The sequence below is a fragment of the Amycolatopsis sp. cg9 genome (assembly GCF_041346945.1).
In the GTDB taxonomy this organism is placed as follows: Bacteria; Actinomycetota; Actinomycetes; order Mycobacteriales; family Pseudonocardiaceae; genus Amycolatopsis.
Genome location: NZ_CP166850.1, coordinates 2,566,139 through 2,586,032 on the forward strand (window position 1 = coordinate 2,566,139; position 19,894 = coordinate 2,586,032).

The window sequence follows — 19,894 nt, forward strand, 5'->3', positions numbered from 1 at the left end:
GTCACGGGTGGCTGCCGAGGAAATCAGGAACCTGATCATCGTGGGGTCGGGTCCTGCCGGATACACCGCTGCCGTTTACGCGGCACGGGCCCAGCTGGAACCGCTGGTGTTCGAGGGCACGCAGTTCGGCGGCGCGCTGATGACGACGACCGAGGTGGAGAACTTCCCCGGGTTCCGCGACGGCATCATGGGTCCGGACCTGATGGAGGAGATGCGCAAGCAGGCGGAGCGCTTCGGCGCCGAGCTGCGCGCGGAGGACGTCGAGTCGCTGGAGCTGACCGGGGACGTCAAGTACGTCCACGCGAACGGCAAGCGCTACGCCGCCCGCGCGGTCATCCTCGCCATGGGCGCGGCGGCGCGGTACCTGAACGTGCCGGGCGAGCAGGAGCTGCTCGGCCGCGGCGTCTCGGCCTGTGCGACCTGTGACGGCTTCTTCTTCCGCGACCACGACATCGTGGTCGCCGGCGGTGGCGACTCGGCGATGGAGGAGGCGACCTTCCTGACGAAGTTCGCGAAGTCCGTCACCCTGGTCCACCGGCGCGAGGAGTTCCGCGCGTCCAAGATCATGCTCGAGCGCGCCCGCGCGAACGAGAAGATCAAGTGGAAGCTGAACTCGCAGATCACCGGGGTGCTCGGCGACGGCAAGGTCGAAGGCCTGCGGCTGAAGGACACCAAGGACGGCAGCGAGTCGACGCTGGACGTCTCGGGCTTCTTCGTCGCGATCGGCCACGACCCCCGCAGCGAGCTCGTGCGCGGGCAGGTCGACCTGGACGAGGACGGCTACGTCATCACCCAGGGCCGCACCTCCTACACCAACGTCGACGGCGTCTTCGCGGCCGGCGACCTGGTGGACCGCACGTACCGGCAGGCGATCACCGCTTCGGGCTCCGGGTGCAGCGCGGCGATCGACGCGGAACGATGGCTCGCGGAGCACGGCGAATCGGACGCGCACGAGGCGGCCGAGCTCGTCGGCGGCGGCTACGGCGCGGGCACCAACTGACTTTCCGGCGTTCACTCACCCCTGAAGGAGCAACCATGTCCAACACCGTGAAGGTGACCGACGCGACGTTCGTCGACGAGGTCCTGACCAGCGAAAAGCCGGTTCTCGTCGACTTCTGGGCCACCTGGTGCGGGCCGTGCAAGATGGTCGCCCCGGTCCTCGAGGAGATCGCGGCGGAGAACGGCGAGAAGCTGACCATCGCGAAGATCGACATCGACGAGAACCCGAACACGCCGCGTGACTACCAGGTGATGTCCATCCCGACGCTGATCCTGTTCCAGGGTGGCAAGCCGGTGAAGCAGATCGTCGGCGCCAAGCCGAAGGCCGCGCTGCTGTCGGACCTCGCCGACGTTCTCTGAACCGATACGCACCCGACGGACCCGGGGCCTGCGGGAATGCTCCCGTGGGTCCCGGGTCTTCGTCGTTCGGGGGAATCTCACCGCCGTGGGCGAATCGAGCGTGACGAGGGCCACTGGAGGTTCACCACGAACGGGTTCTTGACGAACCTACCGGGCCTGCGCTGTCACCGAGAGTTCGCAAGGCACAATAGAGGACCTGGGCTTGTCCCAGCGAAGGTTTTCTGCCACGCACCGAGCCCCCGAATCGGTGCCTTAGGAAGAGCGAGGAGTGCATGCGGGTACTCCGCCGCGGTGACGCCGGTCCGGACGTCGCCGAGATCAGGTCCATCCTGGCCGGGATGGACCTGCTCCCGCCGGTCACCGGTACCGGCGACTACGGCACGTTCGACGTCGCCGTCGAGGGCGCCGTCCGTGCCTTCCAGCAGCGCCGTGGGCTCATCACCGACGGCGTCGTGGGTCCGGCGACGTTCCAGGCGCTCAAGGGCGCCAGCTACCACCTGGGCAGCCGTCCGCTGTCCTACATGATCGCGTCCCCGGTCCACGGGGACGACGTCTTCACGCTCCAGGAGCGGCTGACCGAGCTGGGCTTCGACGCCGGCCGCCCCGACGGCTACTTCGGCCCGGCGACCGAGCGCGCGCTCAAGACCTTCCAGCGCGACATGCGCCTGACGCCGGACGGCATGTGCGGCCCGGCGACCATCCGCGAGCTGCACCGCCTGTCCTCCCCGCGCGCCCGCGGCGGCCGCCCCGTGTTCCTGCGCGAGCAGGAGCAGGTGCGCCAGGCCGGGCCGCGGCTGCGCGGCAAGCGCATCGTGATCGACCCGGGCCACGGCGGCGACGACCTCGGCGTGGTCTCCGGCAGCCTGCGCGAGGCCGACATCGCGTGGGACCTCGCGCGCCGCCTGGAAGGCCGGATGAAGGCCACCGGCATGGAGGCGCTGATCTCCCGCGGCCCGAACCACAGCCCCACCGAGCTGGAGCGCGCCCGCTTCGCGAACGACGCGGGCGCGGACCTGTTCCTGTCCCTGCACAGCGACGGCAACCCCTCGCCGCGCGCCCAGGGCATCGCGAGCTTCCACTTCGGCACCGGCAACGGCACGACGTCGACGGTGGGTGAGCTGCTGGCCGGCTTCATCCAGCGCGAGGTCGCGGCCCGCACGGGCATGCTGGACTGCCGCACGCACTACAAGACGTGGGAGATCTTCACCCGCACCCGCTGCCCGGCGGTCCGCGTGGAGATCGGCTACCTGACGAACCCGGACGACAGCCGCAAGCTGGCCGACCCGGCGTTCCGCGACATCGTCGCCGAGGGCATCCTCATCGCCGTCAAGCGCCTGTACCTGCTTGGCGAAGGCGACCAGCCGACGGGAACGTTCACGTTCGCCGACGTCCTGGCGCACGAGCTGGCGAAGGCCGAATAGGCCCGACCACAACCGCTAGCGGTCCACCTTCACCTGCCCCACCACACCTGGGGACGCAGCCGCTGCGTCCCCAGGTTTTCGGGCAGTTCTCCACAGCTTTTCCACCGCTCCTATCAGCGCTCTGTGGATAACTCGGCACTTCTTCCACAGTTGTGCACAGCGGTGTTTCGCGCGTGACGAAACCCAGGCGCAAGCGTTTGCGGGGAGGCTCAGGCGCGGCCGAGGCTCGGCTCGGCCGTGGTGATCGTCACCTGGCCGAGGAGGCGCTCCAGCGCGGCCTCGACGTCTTCCTTCCAGGTGATCGCCGAGCGCAGCTCCAGGCGCAGGCGCGGCCACTTGGGGTGCGGGCGGACCGTCTTGAAGCCGACGCTCTGCAGGAACGCCGCCGGCAGCACGCAGCTGTGGCCGCCATCCGGGTCCGTTTCGTCGGGGCGCGCGTCGCCGAACGCTTCGATCGCGCGGACGCCGCGCTTGGTGAGGTCCTTGGCGACCGCCTGGACCAGCATCCGGCCGAGGCCGCCGCCGCGGAACTCCGGGAGGACCTGGAAAGCCGTGAGGAGGACCGCGTCCGCGCTCGGCGGGGACGTCGGGAAGGCCAGCGCGCGCGGGACGGCGTTCGGCGGGGCGTACAACACGAACCCGACCGGCAGCGTGTCGCTGTAGACGATGCGGCCGCAGGAACCCCACTCGAGCAGCACGCTCGAGACCCAGGCTTCCTTCTCGACCTCGGTGGCGCCGAACTCCTCAGCCTGGTTCTTCAGGTGCGGAGCGAGCTCCCAGTAGACACACCGGCGACAGCTCTTCGGCAAGTGCTCGAGGTTGTCCAGTGTGACGCCCACGACGCGACGCGACACCCGCGACCTCCCTGACCTGCGCTCCCGACCGGCTGCCCGGCCGTCAAGCCGCGCAGGAACCACAGCACGAACACGGGAGCCATGGTCGAGGATAGGCCGATGTGACGAGCGCCGAAAGGCCAGGGGTCCCGGATGGGTGCACGGTTACACTCGACAGGATCTGTTAACCGAGCCACGGGTGAATCGTCGATGACCGAGAACCGCCCCAGCAAGCCGCACAGCGGCCGCCAGAACCTCGACCCGCACCTCGAGCGGTACGCCGCTCGCACCGCGGGGATGACCGCTTCGGAGATCCGAGCGCTCTTCGCGGTCGCCAGCCGGCCCGAGGTGGTTTCGCTGGCCGGCGGCATGCCGAACCTGGCCGCGCTCCCGCTCGACACGCTCTCGGCGCAGGTGGCGGAGATCATCGCCGAAGACGGCCTGGTCGCGTTGCAGTACGGCTCCGCGCACGGCGTTCCCGCGCTGCGCGAGCAGATCTGCGAAATCATGGCCCTCGAGGGCATCAAGGCGCACCCGGACGACGTCGTCGTGACCGTCGGCTCCCAGATGGGCCTGGACATGGTCACGCGGCTGTTCTGCGACCCCGGTGACGTCGTGATCGCCGAAGGCCCCTCGTACGTCGGCGCGCTGGGCTCCTTCGCCGCTTACCAGGCGCAGGTCGTGCACGTGGCGATGGACGACAACGGCCTGGTGCCGGAGCTCCTGCGCGAGGCGCTCGCCCAGGCGGAGAAGGCCGGCCGCCGGGTCAAGTTCCTCTACACGATCCCGAACTTCCACAACCCCGCCGGCGTCACGCTGGCCGTCGAGCGCCGCGCGGAGATCCTCGAGATCTGCCGCGCCCACGGCGTCCTGGTCGTCGAAGACAACCCGTACGGGTTGCTCGGCTTCGACGGCCAGACCTACCCGGCGCTGCGCTCGGCCGATCCCGAGAACGTTGTGTACCTCGGCTCGTTCTCCAAGACGTTCGCCTCCGGCCTGCGCGTCGGCTGGGTGCTCGCGCCGCACGCCGTGCGCGAGAAGCTGGTGCTGGCCGCGGAGTCGGCGACGCTGTGCCCGCCGACGTTCAACCAGATGATCGTGTCGCGCTACCTGGCCACGCACGACTGGAAGGGCCAGATCAAGAAGTTCCGGGAGAACTACCGCGAGCGGCGCGACGCGATCCTGTCCGCGCTCGACCAGTACCTGCCCCCGGGCTGCTCGTGGACCAAGCCGGAGGGCGGGTTCTACGTCTGGGTGACGGTGCCGGAAGGCGTCGACACCAAGGCGATGCTGCCGCGCGCGGTGACCGCCCGGGTGGCGTACGCGTCCGGCACCGGCTTCTACGCCGACGGCTTCGGCAGCCGCCAGATGCGGCTGTCGTACTGCTACCCGACACCGGAGCGCATCCGCGAGGGCGTGCGGCGGCTGGCCGCCGTGCTGGAGTCCGAAATGGACCTGGCCCGCACCTTCGGTAACGTGAGCGCGCGCCAGATCCGGGGACCGCAGACGCCGTCCCCGGACACGGTCTGATTCTTTTAGGGCTAAGGAGTTTCCACGGTGGTCGACCGTACCGTTGCCGTGCTCGCCGGCGGTCTCTCGCACGAACGCGACGTCTCGCTGAGGTCCGGGCGACGGCTCTCCGCGGCGCTCAAGTCCGAAGGCTTCGGCATCGAGGAGTGGGACACCGACGCGGGGCTCCTGGAACGCCTGCGCACGCAGCGCCCGGACGCGGTCGTCGTCGCGCTGCACGGCGGTGAGGGCGAGAACGGCTCGGTGCAGACGGTGCTGGAGATGCTGGAGGTGCCGTTCGTCGGCACCGGCTCCCAGGGCTGCCGCCGGGCGTGGGACAAGCCGACCGCGAAGGCGCTGCTGCAGAACGCCGGGTTCGTGACGCCCGGCTGGGCGGTGCTGCCGCACAGCACGTTCCGCGAGCTGGGCGCTCAGGCGGTGCTCGACGCGATGGTGGAGCGCCTCGGCCTGCCGCTCATCCTCAAGCCCGACCAGGGCGGCTCGGCCCTCGGCACCCAGGTGGTCCGCGAGGCCGCGGAACTGCCGGCGGCGATGGTCGGCTGCTTCGCGTACGGCGACACCGTGCTCGCCGAGCGGTTGGTGGACGGCGTCGAGGTGGCCGTGACGGTCATCGAGGGCGAGGACGGGCCCGAGGCCCTCCCCGCGGTCGAGATCGTCCCGGAGAGCGGCGTGTACGACTACACGGCCCGCTACACGGCCGGCCTGACCGACTTCTTCACCCCGGCCCGCCTCGACGACGCCGCGGCCAAGGCGGCGGCCGAGCTGGCCGTCGCCGTGCACCGCGTGCTCGGCCTCCGGGACATCTCGCGGACCGACGCGATCGTCGCGCCGGACGGCACGGTGCACTTCCTCGAAGTCAACCCGTCGCCGGGTCTCACCGAGACGTCGACGGTGCCGATGGCGATCGAAGCCGCGGACAAGTCACTCGGCACGGTCTTCGCCGAACTGATCGCGCGCGCGATCTCCCGCTGATTCAGAGGTACGGACTGAAGTGGTCGGCCACCTGGCCGGCCACTTCTTCTGCGTTTCGGGAGCCGTCCACCGCCAGCACCCGGATGCCGTGCTCGCGTGCGCTGCGGACGGCGTCTTCGGCGAGCAGCCGGTCCCGCGCGATCCGGTTCTGTTGCGCGCGCACGGGATCGCTGACGGCCGGCGAGAAGGTGCCCGCCCGCGGCAGGGTCTTCAGCTGGTGTTGCCGGAACTCCTCGGTCGGCACCAGCACCACCATCCGGCGCGGCGAGTCGAGCAGCGGCGCGACGAACTCGGGGCGCAGCCCCCACCCCTCGGCGAGCAACGGCCGACCGGACACGAGCGCGCGCAAGTCGTCGAGCGCCCACTCGAACCGCAACGCGAAGACCTCCCGCGTCGCGGCCGCCATCTCCTCCGGCGTCGAGCGCACCCACGTCCGTTCGGGATCGCCGCGGGCGCGCCCGCGGCGATCAAGCGATCGTTGTGGCCGCGCGCGTCGTGGTAGTCGTAGTGGTACGCCGTCAGCCCGTGCCGGACGGCGAGCAGCCGGGCGACGGTCGACTTGCCCGCCCACTGCGCGCCGCCGATCCAGAGCGCGCGCCCGATCGAACCGGTCGGATCCCACACGCTTCCCCCATTGCTCAGCGTCGCGGCGGAGTGATCCCTCCGCAATCATCACCGTGACGAAACACCCCGGGGTGATCCCTAATCGGTTTTCGGTGTCTGATTCGTCCCATTCGCATCGATGATCGCGACGATCCGTTCGAGGTCGTCGACCGAGCCGAACTCGAGGGTGATCCGGCCCTTGCGACGGCCGAGGTCGACCTTCACGCGGGTGTCGAACCGGTCCGAAAGGCGGTTGGCGAGCTCCTGCAGTCCCGGCGCCTGGATCGGCTTGCGCGCCGCGGGCTTCGGCTTGGCCGGCTTCTCGCTCTTCTTGAGCGTGACGGCTTCCTCGGTCGCCCGGACCGACATGCCTTCCGCGATGATCCGCGCGGCGAGCTCTTCCTGGCTGTCGGCGTCCTCCAGCGACAGCAACGCACGCGCGTGCCCGGCGGACAGGACGCCCGCGGCGACCCGGCGCTGGACCGGCAGGGGGAGCTTGAGGAGCCGGATCGTATTGGTGATGACCGGGCGGCTGCGGCCGATCCGGCTCGCCAGCTCCTCGTGCGTGACCGCGAATTCGTCGAGCAGCTGCTGGTACGCCGCCGCCTCTTCGAGCGGGTTCAGCTGGACGCGGTGGATGTTCTCCAGGAGCGCGTCCCGCAGCATCGACTCGTCGGCGGTCTGTCGGACGATCGCCGGGATCGCTTCGAGCTCCGCCTGCTGCGACGCCCGGAGCCGCCGCTCGCCCATGACGAGCTCGTACTCGTCGTTCCCGAGTTCGCGGACCACGATGGGCTGCATGAGCCCGAACTCGCGGATCGAGTGCTCGAGTTCGGCGAGCGCGTCCTCGTCGAAGACCTGCCGCGGCTGCTTCGGGTTGGGCTTCACCGAGCCGACCGGGATCTCGCGGTAGACCGCGCCGGCGACCTCGCCGCTGTGCTGCTTCGCCTGACCGTTGGCCGCGAACCAGCCCTTGTCTTCGGCCGCCTTCTTGTCCGCCGCCGTGTCCCCGGCGGCGGGCAGGGGACCGCCGGTGGCGGGTCCGGTCGGGATCAGCGCGGCGAGGCCACGCCCCAGCCCTCCTCGGCGCTCGGTCATGTCGAACTACCCCTCTCCAACTGTGCGCCTCGCTCGGCGATCTCCTTGGCCGCGTCGACGTAGCTCATCGCACCGCGCGAACCGGGATCGTAAGCGAGGACGGTCTGGCCGTACCCGGGCGCCTCCGACACCTTCACGCTGCGGGGGATGACGGTCTTCAGCACGGTGTCGCCGAAGTGGTTGCGGACCTCGTTCGTCACCTGGTCGGCCAGCTTGGTCCGGCCGTCGTACATGGTGAGGAGGATCGTCGAGACGTGGAGCTCGCGGTTGAGGTGCTGCTGCACGAGCTCGATGTTGCTCAGCAGCTGCCCGAGACCTTCGAGCGCGTAGTACTCGCACTGGATCGGGATGAGCACCTCCTGCGCGGCGACCATCGCGTTGACCGTGAGGAGGCCGAGCGACGGCGGGCAGTCGATGAAGACGTAGTCGACGCCGATCTCGTCGAGGATCTCCGAGGAGATCGCTTCCTTGAGCCGGGACTCGCGGGACGCCATCGAGACGAGCTCGATCTCCGCGCCGGCGAGGTCGATCGTCGCGGGGACGCAGAAGAGGTTCGGCGACTGCTCGGTCGGCTGGGCGGCCTCCGCGAGGGTCACCTCCCCGATCAGCACCTCGTAGATGGACGGCGTCCCGGACCGGTGGTCGACGTCGAGCGCGGTGCTCGCGTTGCCCTGCGGGTCGAGGTCGACGACGAGCGTCTTGAGCCCGTGGACGGCCAGCGCGGCGGCCAGGTTGACCGTGCTCGTGGTCTTGCCGACGCCGCCCTTCTGGTTGGCGACGGTCAGCACGCGACGGCGGCCGGGGCGGGGGAGCGTCCCCTCCTCCGGGTGCAGCAGACGCGCGGCGCGGGCGGCTTCTTCGGCGATCGGGGTCCAGCCCACGTCGGGGGTGGTCTCCGTGGAGTCGGACGGCGGGGGATTCACCGGTCTCGACACCTCCTCCATGTAGACGTCTGGTCGGTGGTCGAGTCGCGTCGTTTCACGTGGAACATGGCGACCCGTTAACGCTTCTTGCTCCGCGCCTTCGGCTTGGCTGCCGTCGGCAGGCGACGGATCTTCACAACCGTGCTGGGGACCTCTAGTACTGCGGCACCACACTCGACGATCAGTGGATCGGCCCCGCCGGCCTTGCGGATGGCGGCACCGTCCCGATCGATCTCGTCCGCCGCGCTGGCGCCCTTGAGGGCCACCAGGAAGCCGCCGGAGCGAACGAGCGGCAGACACCAGTCCGCGAGCCGGGCGAGCGGGGCGACCGCACGAGCGGTGACGATGTCGGCGCCACCGAGCTGCTCGCGCACAGACCGCTCCTCCGCGCGTCCACGGATGATGGTGATCGGGAGTTCCAGCTTCTCGGCCACCTCGGCCAGCCAGTCCACCCGGCGTGCCATCGGTTCAAGCAAGACGATATCGAGGTCCGGTCGCGCGATCGCGAGCGGTACACCCGGAAGCCCCGCGCCCGAGCCGACGTCGACGACCCGAGCCCCTTCGGGCATCTGCTCACCGATGACCGCCGAGTTGAGGACGTGCCGCTCCCACAGCCGCTCGACCTCCCGCGGCCCGATCAGCCCGCGCTCGACACCGTGACGCTCAAGGAGTTCGACGTACCCGGCCGCTTGGTCGACGTGCTCACCGAACACCCGCTCCGCCGCGGCCCGTACCGCCACCGCGGCCTGCTCCAAGCTCACTCCGTCTACTCCTCGTCCGCGCGTTTCACGTGAAACGCGCTCGTTCGATTGTCCCTGATGTCGGAGCGAAAACGAGCCGACAGACCGCAGATGTGGACAACTCCACTCACCCGGCGGCGGATGTGGCCGGTTCCACGTGAAACGGCGGAGCCCGAGCGAGCCGGTTCCACGTGAAACATCACGGCTGTAATTCGCTCGGCCGCGACCGAGCGTTGCCCAGCCGAATTCCGCTGAAGCCGAGCGAGCTCGCCGACGCCGCGTCGACGAACGCCCACAGGTTCGGCAGTACGCGAAGCTCGATCCCCGCCTCCTCGTGGAGCGTCAGCAGATCACCGACCGGCTCCGGCGGCCCCAGCGGCGACACCGCCTCGGTCGCCACCATCGCGTGGGCGTGCGCACCGAACGGCCGGAAGAACGCCGCCGGGAACCGGTACGCAAACAGCCGGGCGGACCGCACGGCCGAGAGCCAGCCGTACTCGATCGCGTGCACCCGGGCACTGCCGAGCCACGCGCGGTCCGACGGCGTCGTCGCCTCGACCCGCCAAGCCAGCGCGCGGGGACACTGGCGGGGGAACCAGTAGTCCGGTGCCCGCGCCGCGTCGACCGCCCACACGTACGCCTCCGGCTGCCGGGCCGTCGCGGCCACGTGCGGCTCGAAGCGGGTGATCGTCGGGTCTTCCGAAAAGTGGAGCACTTCGCCGGGCGCCGGACGCATCGACCACACCTAGCACAAAAAGAAGCGGCCCCACCCGGAGGTGGGGCCGCTTCGCAAAGCCGGGGTCTCAGGACTCCGGGAAGATCACCACGCGACGCTTCGGGTCCTCGCCCTCGCTCTCGCTGGTGACGCCGGCGACCGTCGCCACCGCGTCGTGGACCACCTTGCGCTCGAACGGGCTCATCGGCTGGAGCCGCACCCGCTCGCCGCTCTGGAGGACCGACTCCGCCGTCGAGCGGCCGAGCTCGCGGAGCTCCTCGCGGCGGTCGGCGCGCCAGCCCGCGATGTCCAGCATCAGCCGGCTGCGCGAGCCGGTCTCCTGCTGGACCGCCAGGCGGGTCAGCTCCTGCAGCGCCTCGAGCACCGTGCCGCGGGGGCCGACGAGCTTCTCGAGGTCTTCGCCGCCGTCGATGCTGACGATCGCGCGGCCCGCTTCGACGTCCAGGTCGATGTCGCCGTCGTAGTCGAGCAGATCGAGCAGCCGCTCGAGGTAGTCGCCCGCGATGTCGCCCTCCTGCACGAGGACGTCATCACCGCCGCCCGCCTTCTGCTCGCCCGCCTCCTCGGCAGCCGGCTCCGGGGTCACGTCGTCCTTATCGGCGTCGATCGTCTCGATCGTCTCCGACATCATTCGTCTCCTCTCCGAACCGGTCGCGCCTCAGCGGCGCTTCCGGCCCGACTTCCTGGTCGAGTCTTTGAGAAGGCCCGGCACGCCGGTGCCGTTGTCCTTCGAGCCGTTCTGGCCGTTGGTCTCGGTGGGCGTCGCGTCCGCCTTCGCGGAATCGCTCGCAGAAGTCGTCTGGGCGAAGCCGTGGGCCGAACCCGCCTTCGTGATCTTCTTCTGGGCGCCGCCCTGAGCGGGCTGGTTCTTCTTCTGCTGGACCGGCTTCTGACCGACCTTCGGCGCGGCCGGCTTCTGACCCGGCTTCGGGCCGAGCGACGCGCGCTTCTCCGCGGCCTCCGCCTTGCGGGCCGCCTCTTCCTTGTCGATCTTCGTGTACACGAGCCGCTGCTGCATCAGGGTCCAGCCGTTGTTCGCCAGCCAGTAGAAGAGCAGGCCGAGCGGGAACAGCGCACCGAAGACGAGCACACCGAGCGGGAAGATGTACATCGTCAGCTTGTTCATGATCGCGGTCTGCGGGGTGGCCGACGCGGCGTTCTGGCGGGCCACCGAGTGGCGCGCGGTGAGGTGCGTGGCGATCGACGCGACGATCATCAGGGGCAGCGCGACCGGGAGCACGCTCCAGTGGAAGCCGACGTTCGTGGCGCCGCCGCTGACGACACCGACACCGTTGTAGACGGCCTCGCCGAGGTTGACGCCGAAGAGCTTCGCGTTGACGTAGGACTCGACGTCGTGCTGGCTGAAGAAGTAGTTCTCGGTCTTCGGCCCGCCACCGGGCGGCGGCATGGTGAACGCGCGCAGGACGTGGTTCAGGCCGATGAAGACCGGGATCTGGAGCAGCATCGGCAGGCAGCTGCCGAGCGGGTTGACGCCGTGCTCGCGCTGGAGCTTCTGCATCTCCTGCGCTTGGCGCTGCCGGTCGCTCGCGTACTTCTTCTGGATCTTCTTCATCTCCGGCGCGAAGTCCTGCATCTTCTTCATCGACCGGACCTGGTTCACGAACGGCTTGAACATGATGCCGCGGACCGTGAACGTCAGGAAGATGATGCCGAGGATCCAGGCGATCGCCGTCGACTCACCGAAGACGAACCCGAAGACCTTGTGCCAACACCAGAGGATGAAGGACACGGGGTAGTAGATGAAATCGAGCACTGCTGCTACTCCTCGATCGGTGTTTCAGGTCGTCGGTGGCGCCACGAGAACGTCTCGGGCACGGGATCGCGGCCGGGTGGCGTCCAGGGGCCGCAGCGCAACAGCCGGCGCAGCGCGAGGTAGGAGCCGCGGCCGGCGCCGTGCCGGGTGAGGGCTTCGACTGCGTACGCGCTGCAGCTCGGGTAGAACCGGCAAGCCGGCGGGAGGAAGGGCGAGATCGCCTTGCGGTAGAGCTTGATGGGGAGCAGCAGGACCCAGGCGACGGGACCGGGGCGCGGCGGCGCGGGGTCGACGTCGTGGTCGTGGTCGTGCTCGGGGGTGGCTCGCATGCCGGTCACACCGCTGATCCGTGGTCGGGGGTCGCGTCCGCGGGACGCGTCGGGCTGGGGACATCCCCGGCCGGACGGCGCGACGACAGAAGCCCCAGCCGACGCAACGCGGCGTCGAGGTCGGACCCGAGCTCGGCGCTGGACGCGGTCGACGACGGCGGCAATGCCCGTACGACCAACGAAGTGCCGGCGGGCAGTGTTCCGAGCTTGGCGGAAACGAGGTGGCGCAACCGGCGGGAGACGCGGTGGCGCACCACCGAGTTGCCGACGGCCTTGCTCACCACAAAACCCGCCCTGGCCGCCGACGATGCGTCGGCGGCCTCGGACGGGTCCGTGGTCAGTGCGTGGACGACGAGGCGACGCCTGCCTGCCCGGGACCCGCGACGGAGAACCACGCGGAAATCCTCGCTCCGCCGCAGACGTGCGGCAGCCGGCAGCACGGCGCGCCCCGACGTGCCGGATCAGGCGGACAGCGCGGCGCGGCCCTTGCGACGACGGCCAGCCAGGATGGCCCGGCCGGCACGCGTCCGCATGCGCAGGCGGAAGCCGTGCGTCTTGGCGCGACGGCGGTTGTTCGGCTGGAAGGTGCGCTTACCCTTGCTCACTGCTTCTCCTGTGTGTCGCGTCGGGCGGGAAGAATCTCTTCCCCCCACCTGGCGTGTCGTGCGGGCGCACGGCAGTCTCTGGTGTCTCCTACCAACGTGTGGCCTCGTCACGACGAGCGACGACAACGTGGGCACGCGAAACGCACCCGTCGCATACGGGAGACCTTACGAGGGTACGCACCCCCGTCGGGCGGCCGGTAAGCACCCCCTCGGCCACGGTACGCGACCGGCTCGCGGAGCCGAGATCATCGACGCCGCGGCACCGAATGGCAACACGCCGTGCACCGTGAAATGCTGGCCGCCGAGGATGCCTTGTGGCAGCGGGCGGGGCTTGTTAGCGTGCCTCTCTCGGGTCACCGGTCGAGGTGCACGAGTATCCGGGTGGTGGAGTGCCCACCGGCGTACGACGAGCCCGCAGGTGGCGTCGCCGCGGGTCGCCGTACATTAGTGCACAGCTGTGGACAACTATGTGGATATTCGCTGTGCCGGTGCACACGCGGGTCCGCTGATGAGCTAGGGCCGCGTGACCAGGGGCGTTCGGCCGTCCACGCCGACGAGGGGAGGGGAGCCAGTCAGGTGTCGGAGCACCAGCACAATCTGGGTGTCATCTGGGAACAGGTGGTACGCGAACTGTCGGACGGGACCCTGTCCCCCCAGCAGCGCGCGTGGATGCGCGTCACCCGCCCGATCGGCCTGCTCGACGGCACCGCTCTCCTGGCCGCCCCCAGCGACTTCGCGAAGGAAGCGATCGAACGCGGCCTGCGCGGCGCGATCACGGACGCGCTTTCCCGGCGGCTCGGCCGCGCCATCTCGCTCGCGGTGAAGGTCGACAGCGCGGAAGCGGTCGCCCCGGCCCCCGCGCCCCGCTACGCCCCGTCACCCGGCCGGGTGGAAAACGGCGCGAGCCCCGAGCCGGTCCCGCCGCTGCCCGCCAACGGCGCGCCGATGATGCCGCCGCCGCGTCCCGAGCCCGCGCCGCCGATGCCGCCGCACCAGGCCGTCGCGGCGAAGCCGGACGACGGGGACGACACCGATGAAGAGGTGGACGAAGAAGGCGACGCGCTCGCCGCCGTCCACGAGATCTGGCCGACGTTCTCCGGGCAGCCGATCGCCGGCCAGCCCTACACCGCGCCGGCGCAGCCGCAGACGTCGAAGACGAAGCTGAACGAGAAGTACACCTTCGACACCTTCGTCATCGGTGCGTCCAACCGCTTCGCGCACGCGGCCGCGGTCGCCGTCGCCGAAGCGCCCGCCCGCGCGTACAACCCGCTCTTCATCTGGGGTGAGTCCGGGCTCGGCAAGACGCACCTGCTGCACGCGGTCGGCCACTACGCGCAACGGCTCTTCCCCGGCATGCGCGTCCGGTACGTCTCGACCGAAGAGTTCACGAACGACTTCATCAACTCGCTGCGGGACGACCGCAAGGTCGCGTTCCAGCGCCGCTACCGCGACATCGACATCCTGCTCGTCGACGACATCCAGTTCCTGGAAGGCAAAGAAGGTACGCAGGAAGAGTTCTTCCACACCTTCAACACCCTCCACAACGCGAACAAGCAGATCGTCGTCAGCTCCGACCGCCCGCCGAAGCGCCTCGAGACACTGGAGGACCGGCTGCGGACGCGGTTCGAGTGGGGCCTCATCACCGACATCCAGCCGCCCGAGCTCGAGACGCGCATCGCGATCCTCCGGAAGAAGGCGGCGCAGGACCGGCTGGCGGTGCCGGGCGAAGTCCTGGAGTTCATCGCTTCGCGCGTCGAGGCGAACATCCGGGAGCTGGAGGGCGCGCTCATCCGCGTCACGGCGTTCGCTTCGCTGAACCAGCAGCCCGTCGACGTCGGGCTCGCGGAGATCGTGCTGCGGGACCTGATCCCGGACTCGCACGCGCCGGAGATCACCGCGCCGACCATCATGGGTGTCACGGCCGAGTTCTTCGACGTGACGCTCGACGACCTGTGCGGCCCCGGCAAGACGAAGGCGCTCGCCACGGCCCGCCAGATCGCGATGTACCTCTGCCGCGAGCTCACCGACATGTCGCTGCCGAAGATCGGGCAGACGTTCGGCGGCCGCGACCACACGACCGTCATGCACGCGGACAAGAAGATCCGCAAGGAGATGGCCGAGCGCCGGCGCATCTACGACCAGGTGCAGGAGCTGACGTCGCGCATCAAGCAGCGCGCCCGCCAGTAGCACTTCTCCCTTACTCCGCAACGACTTCGGGGCGTCCGCACACAGTGGACGCCCCGAAGTCGTCTTCGGGGCACCCTCGCGAAATTCGTGAAACTTCTTTGTACACAAGCAGGTTTCCCCATGGTGTGGGCAGTTTGCCCACAGTGCCAACGGATCTCTCATCAGCGACGACGCGGATTTCGTCCACACCCCGCCCACAGGTGATCCACAGCGCATCCACACCTTTGTCCACGCTGATTCCACAGGTTGCCCACATTCTGTGCACAGGGCGGGCCGGTCACTCGGTAGAGCGATTCGGACCCCGCCGCGCACCCCCAGAACCTGGGGATCGATCGCCCCACACCTGGGGACAACCGTGGGGACAACTGGGGACAGCTGTGGACGAATCGGGGGTCGCTCGAAACCATCCACCGCCGCCCCGATCTACCCACAGGTCCGCCACCATGGTTCTCCACACGCCCGCGAGCGCTCCGACCTGCGCGAACGAGCTCAATCCACACAATCCACAACGCCTACTACTGCTACTGCCCTTAGATCTTTTCTAAGAGAGAACAAAACAAAAACAGGCGATGGACGAAGTTGGGGACAGCCGCGAGAACGTGTCGTCAAGTCGACAAAGTCAAGGGGAGGCCGAGGTGACGTCGGCCCCCGCGACGGCCTAACGTGGACGCCTGCACCTGGTCCGCGCTCCGGCCGCTAGCGCGGAGGGCGGACCGGCCGGAGGGGGCAGCCGGTCACTGCCCCGCGAGAAGAGGCCTGGCCCGAGCCACCGCGGCTCGGTCGTCGAAAGGATGCGCGCATGAAGATCCGCGTCGAGCGTGACGGGCTCGCCGACGCCGTCGCGTGGGTGGCCAGAAGCCTCCCCTCCCGGCCCCCGGTGCCGGTACTCGGCGGTGTCCTCCTCGACGCCGGTCCGGACGGCGACACCGACGCGCTGACGGTCTCGGGCTTCGACTACGAGGTCTCGGCCACGGTCGGTGTCCCGGCGACCATCGCCGACGGCGGCCGCCTGCTGGTCTCCGGCCGCCTCCTCGCGGACATCACCAAGGCGCTGCCCGCGCAGCCGGTCGAGATCTCCGTCGACGGCGCGCGCGCCACCATCACGTGCGGCAGCGCGCGCTTCTCCCTGCCGACCATGCCGGTCGAGGACTACCCGCAGCTGCCGTCCCAGCCCGCCTTCGCGGGCGAGCTCGCCGGCGACGCGTTCGGCCAGGCCGTCACCCAGGTCGTCGTCGCCGCGGGCAAGGACGACACCCTGCCGATGCTGACCGGCATGCGGCTCGAGATCTCCGGCAGCTCGCTGACCCTGGTCGCGACCGACCGCTTCCGGCTCGCGATGCGCGAGTTCACCTGGCAGCCCGCCGAAGGCCTCGCCGACGCCGCGGTGCTCGTCCCGGCGCGCACCCTCGCCGAAGCGGCCAAGACGCTCGGCGCGAGCGGCGCCACCATCCGCCTCGCCCTCGCCAGCGGCGAAGGCCTGCTCGGCCTGTCCGGGTCCGGGCGCTACACGACGACCCGCCTGCTCGACGCGGAGTTCCCGCCGTACCGGCAGCTGCTGCCCGCGTCGCACACGTCACGCGCGGTCATCGACGTGTCCGCTCTCACCGAGTCGATCAAGCGCGTTTCGCTGGTGGCGGAGCGGGGGACTCAGGTACGACTGGAGTTCGGGGACAACACGCTGCGGTTGTCCGCGGGCGGCGACGACGAGGGAAGCGCCGAAGAAGAGCTCCAGGTCGAGTACGAAGGTGAGCCGGTGACCATCGCGTTCAACCCGGGTTACCTCGTCGACGGCCTCGGCGCGCTCCACAGCGACCGGGCGGAGCTGACGTTCACCACGCCGAACCGGCCCGCGCTGATCAAGCCCGCCGACGCCGAGGGCAACGTCGTCCCCGGTTACCTCTACCTCCTGATGCCGGTCCGCCTTCCCGGCTGACCCGCGGTATTTCGTTAGCACGTAAGGGGATCTCATGGTTCAGCTCGGTCTGATCGGCCTGGGCAAGATGGGCTTCAACATGCGTGAGCGGCTGCGTGCGGCCGGTCACGAGGTGGTCGGCTACGACCGCAACCCGGACGTCACCGACACGACGTCGCTCGAGGACCTGGTGTCCAAACTGGACGGCCCGCGGATCGTGTGGATCATGGTGCCGGCCGGCGAGCCGACCCGGCAGACCGTGACCGAGCTGGGCAACCTGCTCTCCGCCGGCGACATGGTGATCGACGGCGGCAACTCGAAGTACACCGACGACAAGCTGAACGCCGATCTGCTGGCGGCGAAGGAAATCGGCTACGTCGACTGCGGCGTGTCCGGTGGCGTGTGGGGCAAGGACAACGGCTACGGCCTGATGGTGGGCGGCGCGGCCGCCGACGTCGAGCGGGCGATGCCGATCTTCGACGCGCTGCGTCCGGAGGGCCCGCGCGAAGAAGGCTTCTCGCACGCGGGCGACGTCGGTGCGGGCCACTACGCGAAGATGATCCACAACGGCATCGAGTACGGCATGATGCAGGCCTTCGCCGAAGGCTTCGAACTGCTCGAAGCCGCGAAGGTCGTCAACGACGTGCCCGCGGTGATCAAGGGCTGGCAGCGCGGCACGGTCGTCCGGTCCTGGCTGCTCGACCTGCTCGTGCGCGCGCTCGACGAGGACCCGGAGCTGGACGACCTCGAGGGCTACGTCGAGGATTCCGGCGAAGGCCGGTGGACGCTCGAAGAGGCGATCAACAACGCGGTGCCGGCGCCGGTCATCTCGGCCGCGCTCTTCGCGCGGTTCGCTTCGCGGCAGGAGCACTCGGCCGCGATGCGCGCGGTCGCCGCGCTGCGCAACCAGTTCGGCGGGCACGCCGTGAAGAAGGTCGGCGGATAAGGAGCTCCTGGTGCATCTGCGTCACCTGCAGGTCACCGACTTCCGCTCCTGGCCGCAGGCCGATCTCGCGCTCGAACCGGGGCCGACCGTGCTGGTCGGCCAGAACGGTCGCGGCAAGACCAACTTGCTGGAGGCGATCGGGTACGTCGCGACGCTGGGTTCGCACCGCGTCGCGACGGACGCGCCGCTCATCCGGCACGGCTGCGAGCGCGCGCTGGTGCGGGTCGCGGTGGTCAACGACGACCGCGAGCTGACCGTCGAGCTCGAGATCACCAACGGCCGCGCGAACCGCGCCCGGGTCAACCGCGGCGCGGTCGGCCGGCCGCGGGACGTGCTCGGGATCCTGCGCACGGTGCTGTTCTCCCCGGAGGACCTGGCGCTCGTGCGCGGCGACCCGGGTGAGCGACGCCGGTTCCTCGACGAGCTGCTCGTGCTGCGCGCACCGCGGTACGCCGGGGTCCGCGCGGACTACGAGAAGGTGCTGAAGCAGCGCAACGCCCTGCTCAAGACGGCCGGGAAACGGCGTACGGGCCGCGAAGACCCGTACGCGCTTTCGACGTTGGAAGTCTGGGACGACCACCTGTCGGTGGCGGGCGCGGAACTGCTGGCCGCGCGCCTGAACCTCGTCGCCGACCTGGGGCCGTACGCGGCGGCGGCGTACATGGGTGTCGCTCCGGACTCCCGGCCGGCGAAGATCTCGTACCGGTCGTCGCTGGGTGCCGCGCTGCCGGAGACGTACGGCGTACCGGACGGGGAACGCGCGCAACCCGGCGTCCTCAAGGACGTCTTACTCAAGGCGCTCGGTGAAGCCCGGAAGGCCGAGCTCGAGCGCGGGATCAGCCTGGTCGGCCCGCACCGGGACGAGCTGGAGCTGATCCTGGGCGAGGCGCCGGCCAAGGGGTACGCGAGCCACGGCGAGTCGTGGTCGTTCGCGCTGGCCCTCCGGCTCGGCAGCTACGAACTGCTGCGCGGGGAGGCGGGCGAACCGGTGCTGCTGCTCGACGACGTGTTCGCCGAGCTGGACCGCAAGCGCCGGGCCCGGCTGGCCGAAGTGGCCGCGAGCGCCGAGCAGGTGCTGGTGACCGCGGCGGTCGACGAAGACGTGCCCAGCGAGCTGGCCGGCGGCCGGTTCGTGGTGGCGGATGGCGAGATTACGCGTGGCTGAGCGGGACGAGGGAGCACCCCGTGTGACGGGCGGCACAAACCGCACCCGATCTGGGGACAAACCTGTGGACAGTGTGGATAACACGGTGAATGAGTTATCGCTGCCCGTGACTGTGCGGCCAGATAGGTGGCACAAAACGCCCAAAAACCCCTCAAAGCCCTCGGCTGGCACTGAGCGTGACAGCGACGTTGGGCCGAATGAGGCACCCCAGACCGGGCGCGACCTCGCCCACGCCGCGCTCGAAGCGGCCAAGGCGAAGGCCAAGGAACGGGGGACCTCGCCGGGCTACCGGCGTCGCGCCGTCGGCGGTGGCGGTGGGCAGAACCCCCGGCGTCGCCGCTGGTCGGGACCGGGCGCGGACCCGCGCGACCCGCAGCCGCTCGGCCGGCTCGTCTCCCGGCTGGTCACCGACCGGGGCTGGAACGAGAGCGTCACGAGCGCCCGCGTCTTTGCCCAGTGGGCGCGGCTGGTCGGCGAAGACGTCGCGGAACACGCCCAGCCGGTCGCGCTGAAAGACGGCGAACTCACCGTCCGCGCGAGCTCGACGGCGTGGGCCACCCAGCTCCGGCTGCTGCAGGGAAAACTGCTGCACAAGATCGCCGCGGGCGTCGGGAACGGCGTCGTCAAGCGGATGCGGATCCAGGGTCCGACCGCCCCGAGCTGGCGGAAAGGGCCCCGGCACGTGCCGGGGCGCGGCCCGCGTGACACGTACGGCTGACCCGGGTTGCGCGTTGCTCGGTTGAATGCCCCGAGAACGCATC

General features: G+C 69.9%; 21 protein-coding genes. 10 read left to right on the forward strand and 11 right to left on the reverse strand.

All coding sequences use genetic code 11. The annotated features are described in order from the left end of the window. Positions 1-7 precede the first annotated feature (7 nt). The 3 genes from trxB (at position 8) to AB5J73_RS12010 (ending at position 2,780) form a co-directional block, all read left to right on the forward strand. A complete protein-coding gene (gene trxB / locus AB5J73_RS12000) occupies positions 8-1,000 on the forward strand; it encodes a thioredoxin-disulfide reductase (RefSeq protein ID WP_370969763.1) in 993 nt (330 codons plus the stop codon). A gap of 35 nt (positions 1,001-1,035) precedes the next feature. Then, positions 1,036-1,359, forward strand: coding sequence for a thioredoxin (gene trxA / locus AB5J73_RS12005; protein WP_020642536.1), 324 nt, complete (start codon positions 1,036-1,038; stop codon positions 1,357-1,359). Between the two features lie 272 nt (positions 1,360-1,631). Continuing rightward, positions 1,632-2,780, forward strand: coding sequence for an N-acetylmuramoyl-L-alanine amidase (locus tag AB5J73_RS12010; RefSeq protein WP_370969764.1), 1,149 nt, complete (start codon positions 1,632-1,634; stop codon positions 2,778-2,780). 209 nt (positions 2,781-2,989) lie between these two features. Here the strand turns inward: AB5J73_RS12010 and AB5J73_RS12015 are convergent, their stop codons facing one another. Beyond that, complete coding sequence (locus tag AB5J73_RS12015; RefSeq protein ID WP_247016295.1) at positions 2,990-3,634, reverse strand: GNAT family N-acetyltransferase; 645 nt, start codon at positions 3,632-3,634, stop codon at positions 2,990-2,992. Between the two features lie 189 nt (positions 3,635-3,823). Between AB5J73_RS12015 and AB5J73_RS12020 the strand changes: the two genes are divergently transcribed. Then, positions 3,824-5,143: a PLP-dependent aminotransferase family protein gene (locus AB5J73_RS12020; RefSeq protein WP_370969765.1), complete on the forward strand. Its 1,320-nt coding sequence runs from the start codon at positions 3,824-3,826 to the stop codon at positions 5,141-5,143. A 27-nt stretch (positions 5,144-5,170) separates the two neighbouring features. Next, the gene (locus AB5J73_RS12025) at positions 5,171-6,115 is read left to right on the forward strand and encodes a D-alanine--D-alanine ligase (RefSeq protein WP_370969766.1); all 945 of its coding nucleotides are present in this window, start codon (positions 5,171-5,173) and stop codon (positions 6,113-6,115) included. Between the two features lies 1 nt (position 6,116). Here the strand turns inward: AB5J73_RS12025 and AB5J73_RS12030 are convergent, their stop codons facing one another. The 10 genes from AB5J73_RS12030 to rpmH form a co-directional block, all read right to left on the reverse strand. Then, entirely contained in the window at positions 6,117-6,542 is a 426-nt protein-coding gene (locus tag AB5J73_RS12030) for a hypothetical protein (protein ID WP_370969767.1), read from the reverse strand. Between the two features lie 275 nt (positions 6,543-6,817). Continuing rightward, on the reverse strand, positions 6,818-7,816 hold the full coding sequence (locus tag AB5J73_RS12035) for a ParB/RepB/Spo0J family partition protein (RefSeq protein WP_370969768.1): 999 nt from the start codon (positions 7,814-7,816) through the stop codon (positions 6,818-6,820). Beyond that, a complete protein-coding gene (locus AB5J73_RS12040) occupies positions 7,813-8,739 on the reverse strand; it encodes a ParA family protein (protein ID WP_370969769.1) in 927 nt (308 codons plus the stop codon). Before AB5J73_RS12040 ends, AB5J73_RS12035 begins: the two co-directional genes overlap by 4 nt. A gap of 77 nt (positions 8,740-8,816) precedes the next feature. Then, the gene (gene rsmG / locus AB5J73_RS12045; RefSeq protein ID WP_370969771.1) at positions 8,817-9,500 is read right to left on the reverse strand and encodes a 16S rRNA (guanine(527)-N(7))-methyltransferase RsmG; all 684 of its coding nucleotides are present in this window, start codon (positions 9,498-9,500) and stop codon (positions 8,817-8,819) included. A 178-nt stretch (positions 9,501-9,678) separates the two neighbouring features. Continuing rightward, positions 9,679-10,215: a DUF6886 family protein gene (locus AB5J73_RS12050; RefSeq protein ID WP_370969772.1), complete on the reverse strand. Its 537-nt coding sequence runs from the start codon at positions 10,213-10,215 to the stop codon at positions 9,679-9,681. 67 nt (positions 10,216-10,282) lie between these two features. Further along, the gene (locus AB5J73_RS12055; RefSeq protein WP_370969773.1) at positions 10,283-10,843 is read right to left on the reverse strand and encodes a protein jag; all 561 of its coding nucleotides are present in this window, start codon (positions 10,841-10,843) and stop codon (positions 10,283-10,285) included. Between the two features lie 30 nt (positions 10,844-10,873). Beyond that, the gene (yidC, locus tag AB5J73_RS12060; protein ID WP_370969774.1) at positions 10,874-11,989 is read right to left on the reverse strand and encodes a membrane protein insertase YidC; all 1,116 of its coding nucleotides are present in this window, start codon (positions 11,987-11,989) and stop codon (positions 10,874-10,876) included. A gap of 5 nt (positions 11,990-11,994) precedes the next feature. Continuing rightward, positions 11,995-12,318 (reverse strand): membrane protein insertion efficiency factor YidD, encoded by a 324-nt coding sequence (gene yidD, locus AB5J73_RS12065; protein ID WP_370973102.1) that lies wholly within the window; start codon positions 12,316-12,318, stop codon positions 11,995-11,997. A gap of 5 nt (positions 12,319-12,323) precedes the next feature. Continuing rightward, positions 12,324-12,758: a ribonuclease P protein component gene (gene rnpA, locus AB5J73_RS12070; protein WP_370969775.1), complete on the reverse strand. Its 435-nt coding sequence runs from the start codon at positions 12,756-12,758 to the stop codon at positions 12,324-12,326. A 21-nt stretch (positions 12,759-12,779) separates the two neighbouring features. Next, complete coding sequence (rpmH, locus tag AB5J73_RS12075) at positions 12,780-12,923, reverse strand: 50S ribosomal protein L34 (RefSeq protein ID WP_003082934.1); 144 nt, start codon at positions 12,921-12,923, stop codon at positions 12,780-12,782. A 576-nt stretch (positions 12,924-13,499) separates the two neighbouring features. Between rpmH and dnaA the strand changes: the two genes are divergently transcribed. The 5 genes from dnaA to AB5J73_RS12100 all read left to right on the forward strand — a co-directional run bounded on the left by dnaA (position 13,500) and on the right by AB5J73_RS12100 (position 19,851). Further along, on the forward strand, positions 13,500-15,110 hold the full coding sequence (gene dnaA, locus AB5J73_RS12080; RefSeq protein ID WP_370969777.1) for a chromosomal replication initiator protein DnaA: 1,611 nt from the start codon (positions 13,500-13,502) through the stop codon (positions 15,108-15,110). 799 nt (positions 15,111-15,909) lie between these two features. Further along, on the forward strand, positions 15,910-17,043 hold the full coding sequence (gene dnaN / locus AB5J73_RS12085) for a DNA polymerase III subunit beta (RefSeq protein WP_370969779.1): 1,134 nt from the start codon (positions 15,910-15,912) through the stop codon (positions 17,041-17,043). Positions 17,044-17,077: 34 nt separating this feature from the next. Continuing rightward, positions 17,078-17,968, forward strand: a complete 891-nt coding sequence (gene gnd / locus AB5J73_RS12090) for a phosphogluconate dehydrogenase (NAD(+)-dependent, decarboxylating) (RefSeq protein WP_370969780.1) — start codon at positions 17,078-17,080, stop codon at positions 17,966-17,968. A 10-nt stretch (positions 17,969-17,978) separates the two neighbouring features. Then, positions 17,979-19,133 carry a DNA replication/repair protein RecF gene (gene recF / locus AB5J73_RS12095; RefSeq protein ID WP_370969782.1) on the forward strand — a complete coding sequence of 385 codons (1,155 nt, stop codon included), beginning with the start codon at positions 17,979-17,981 and terminating at the stop codon, positions 19,131-19,133. Between the two features lie 106 nt (positions 19,134-19,239). Next, on the forward strand, positions 19,240-19,851 hold the full coding sequence (locus AB5J73_RS12100; protein ID WP_370973105.1) for a DciA family protein: 612 nt from the start codon (positions 19,240-19,242) through the stop codon (positions 19,849-19,851). Positions 19,852-19,894: the final 43 nt, after the last annotated feature.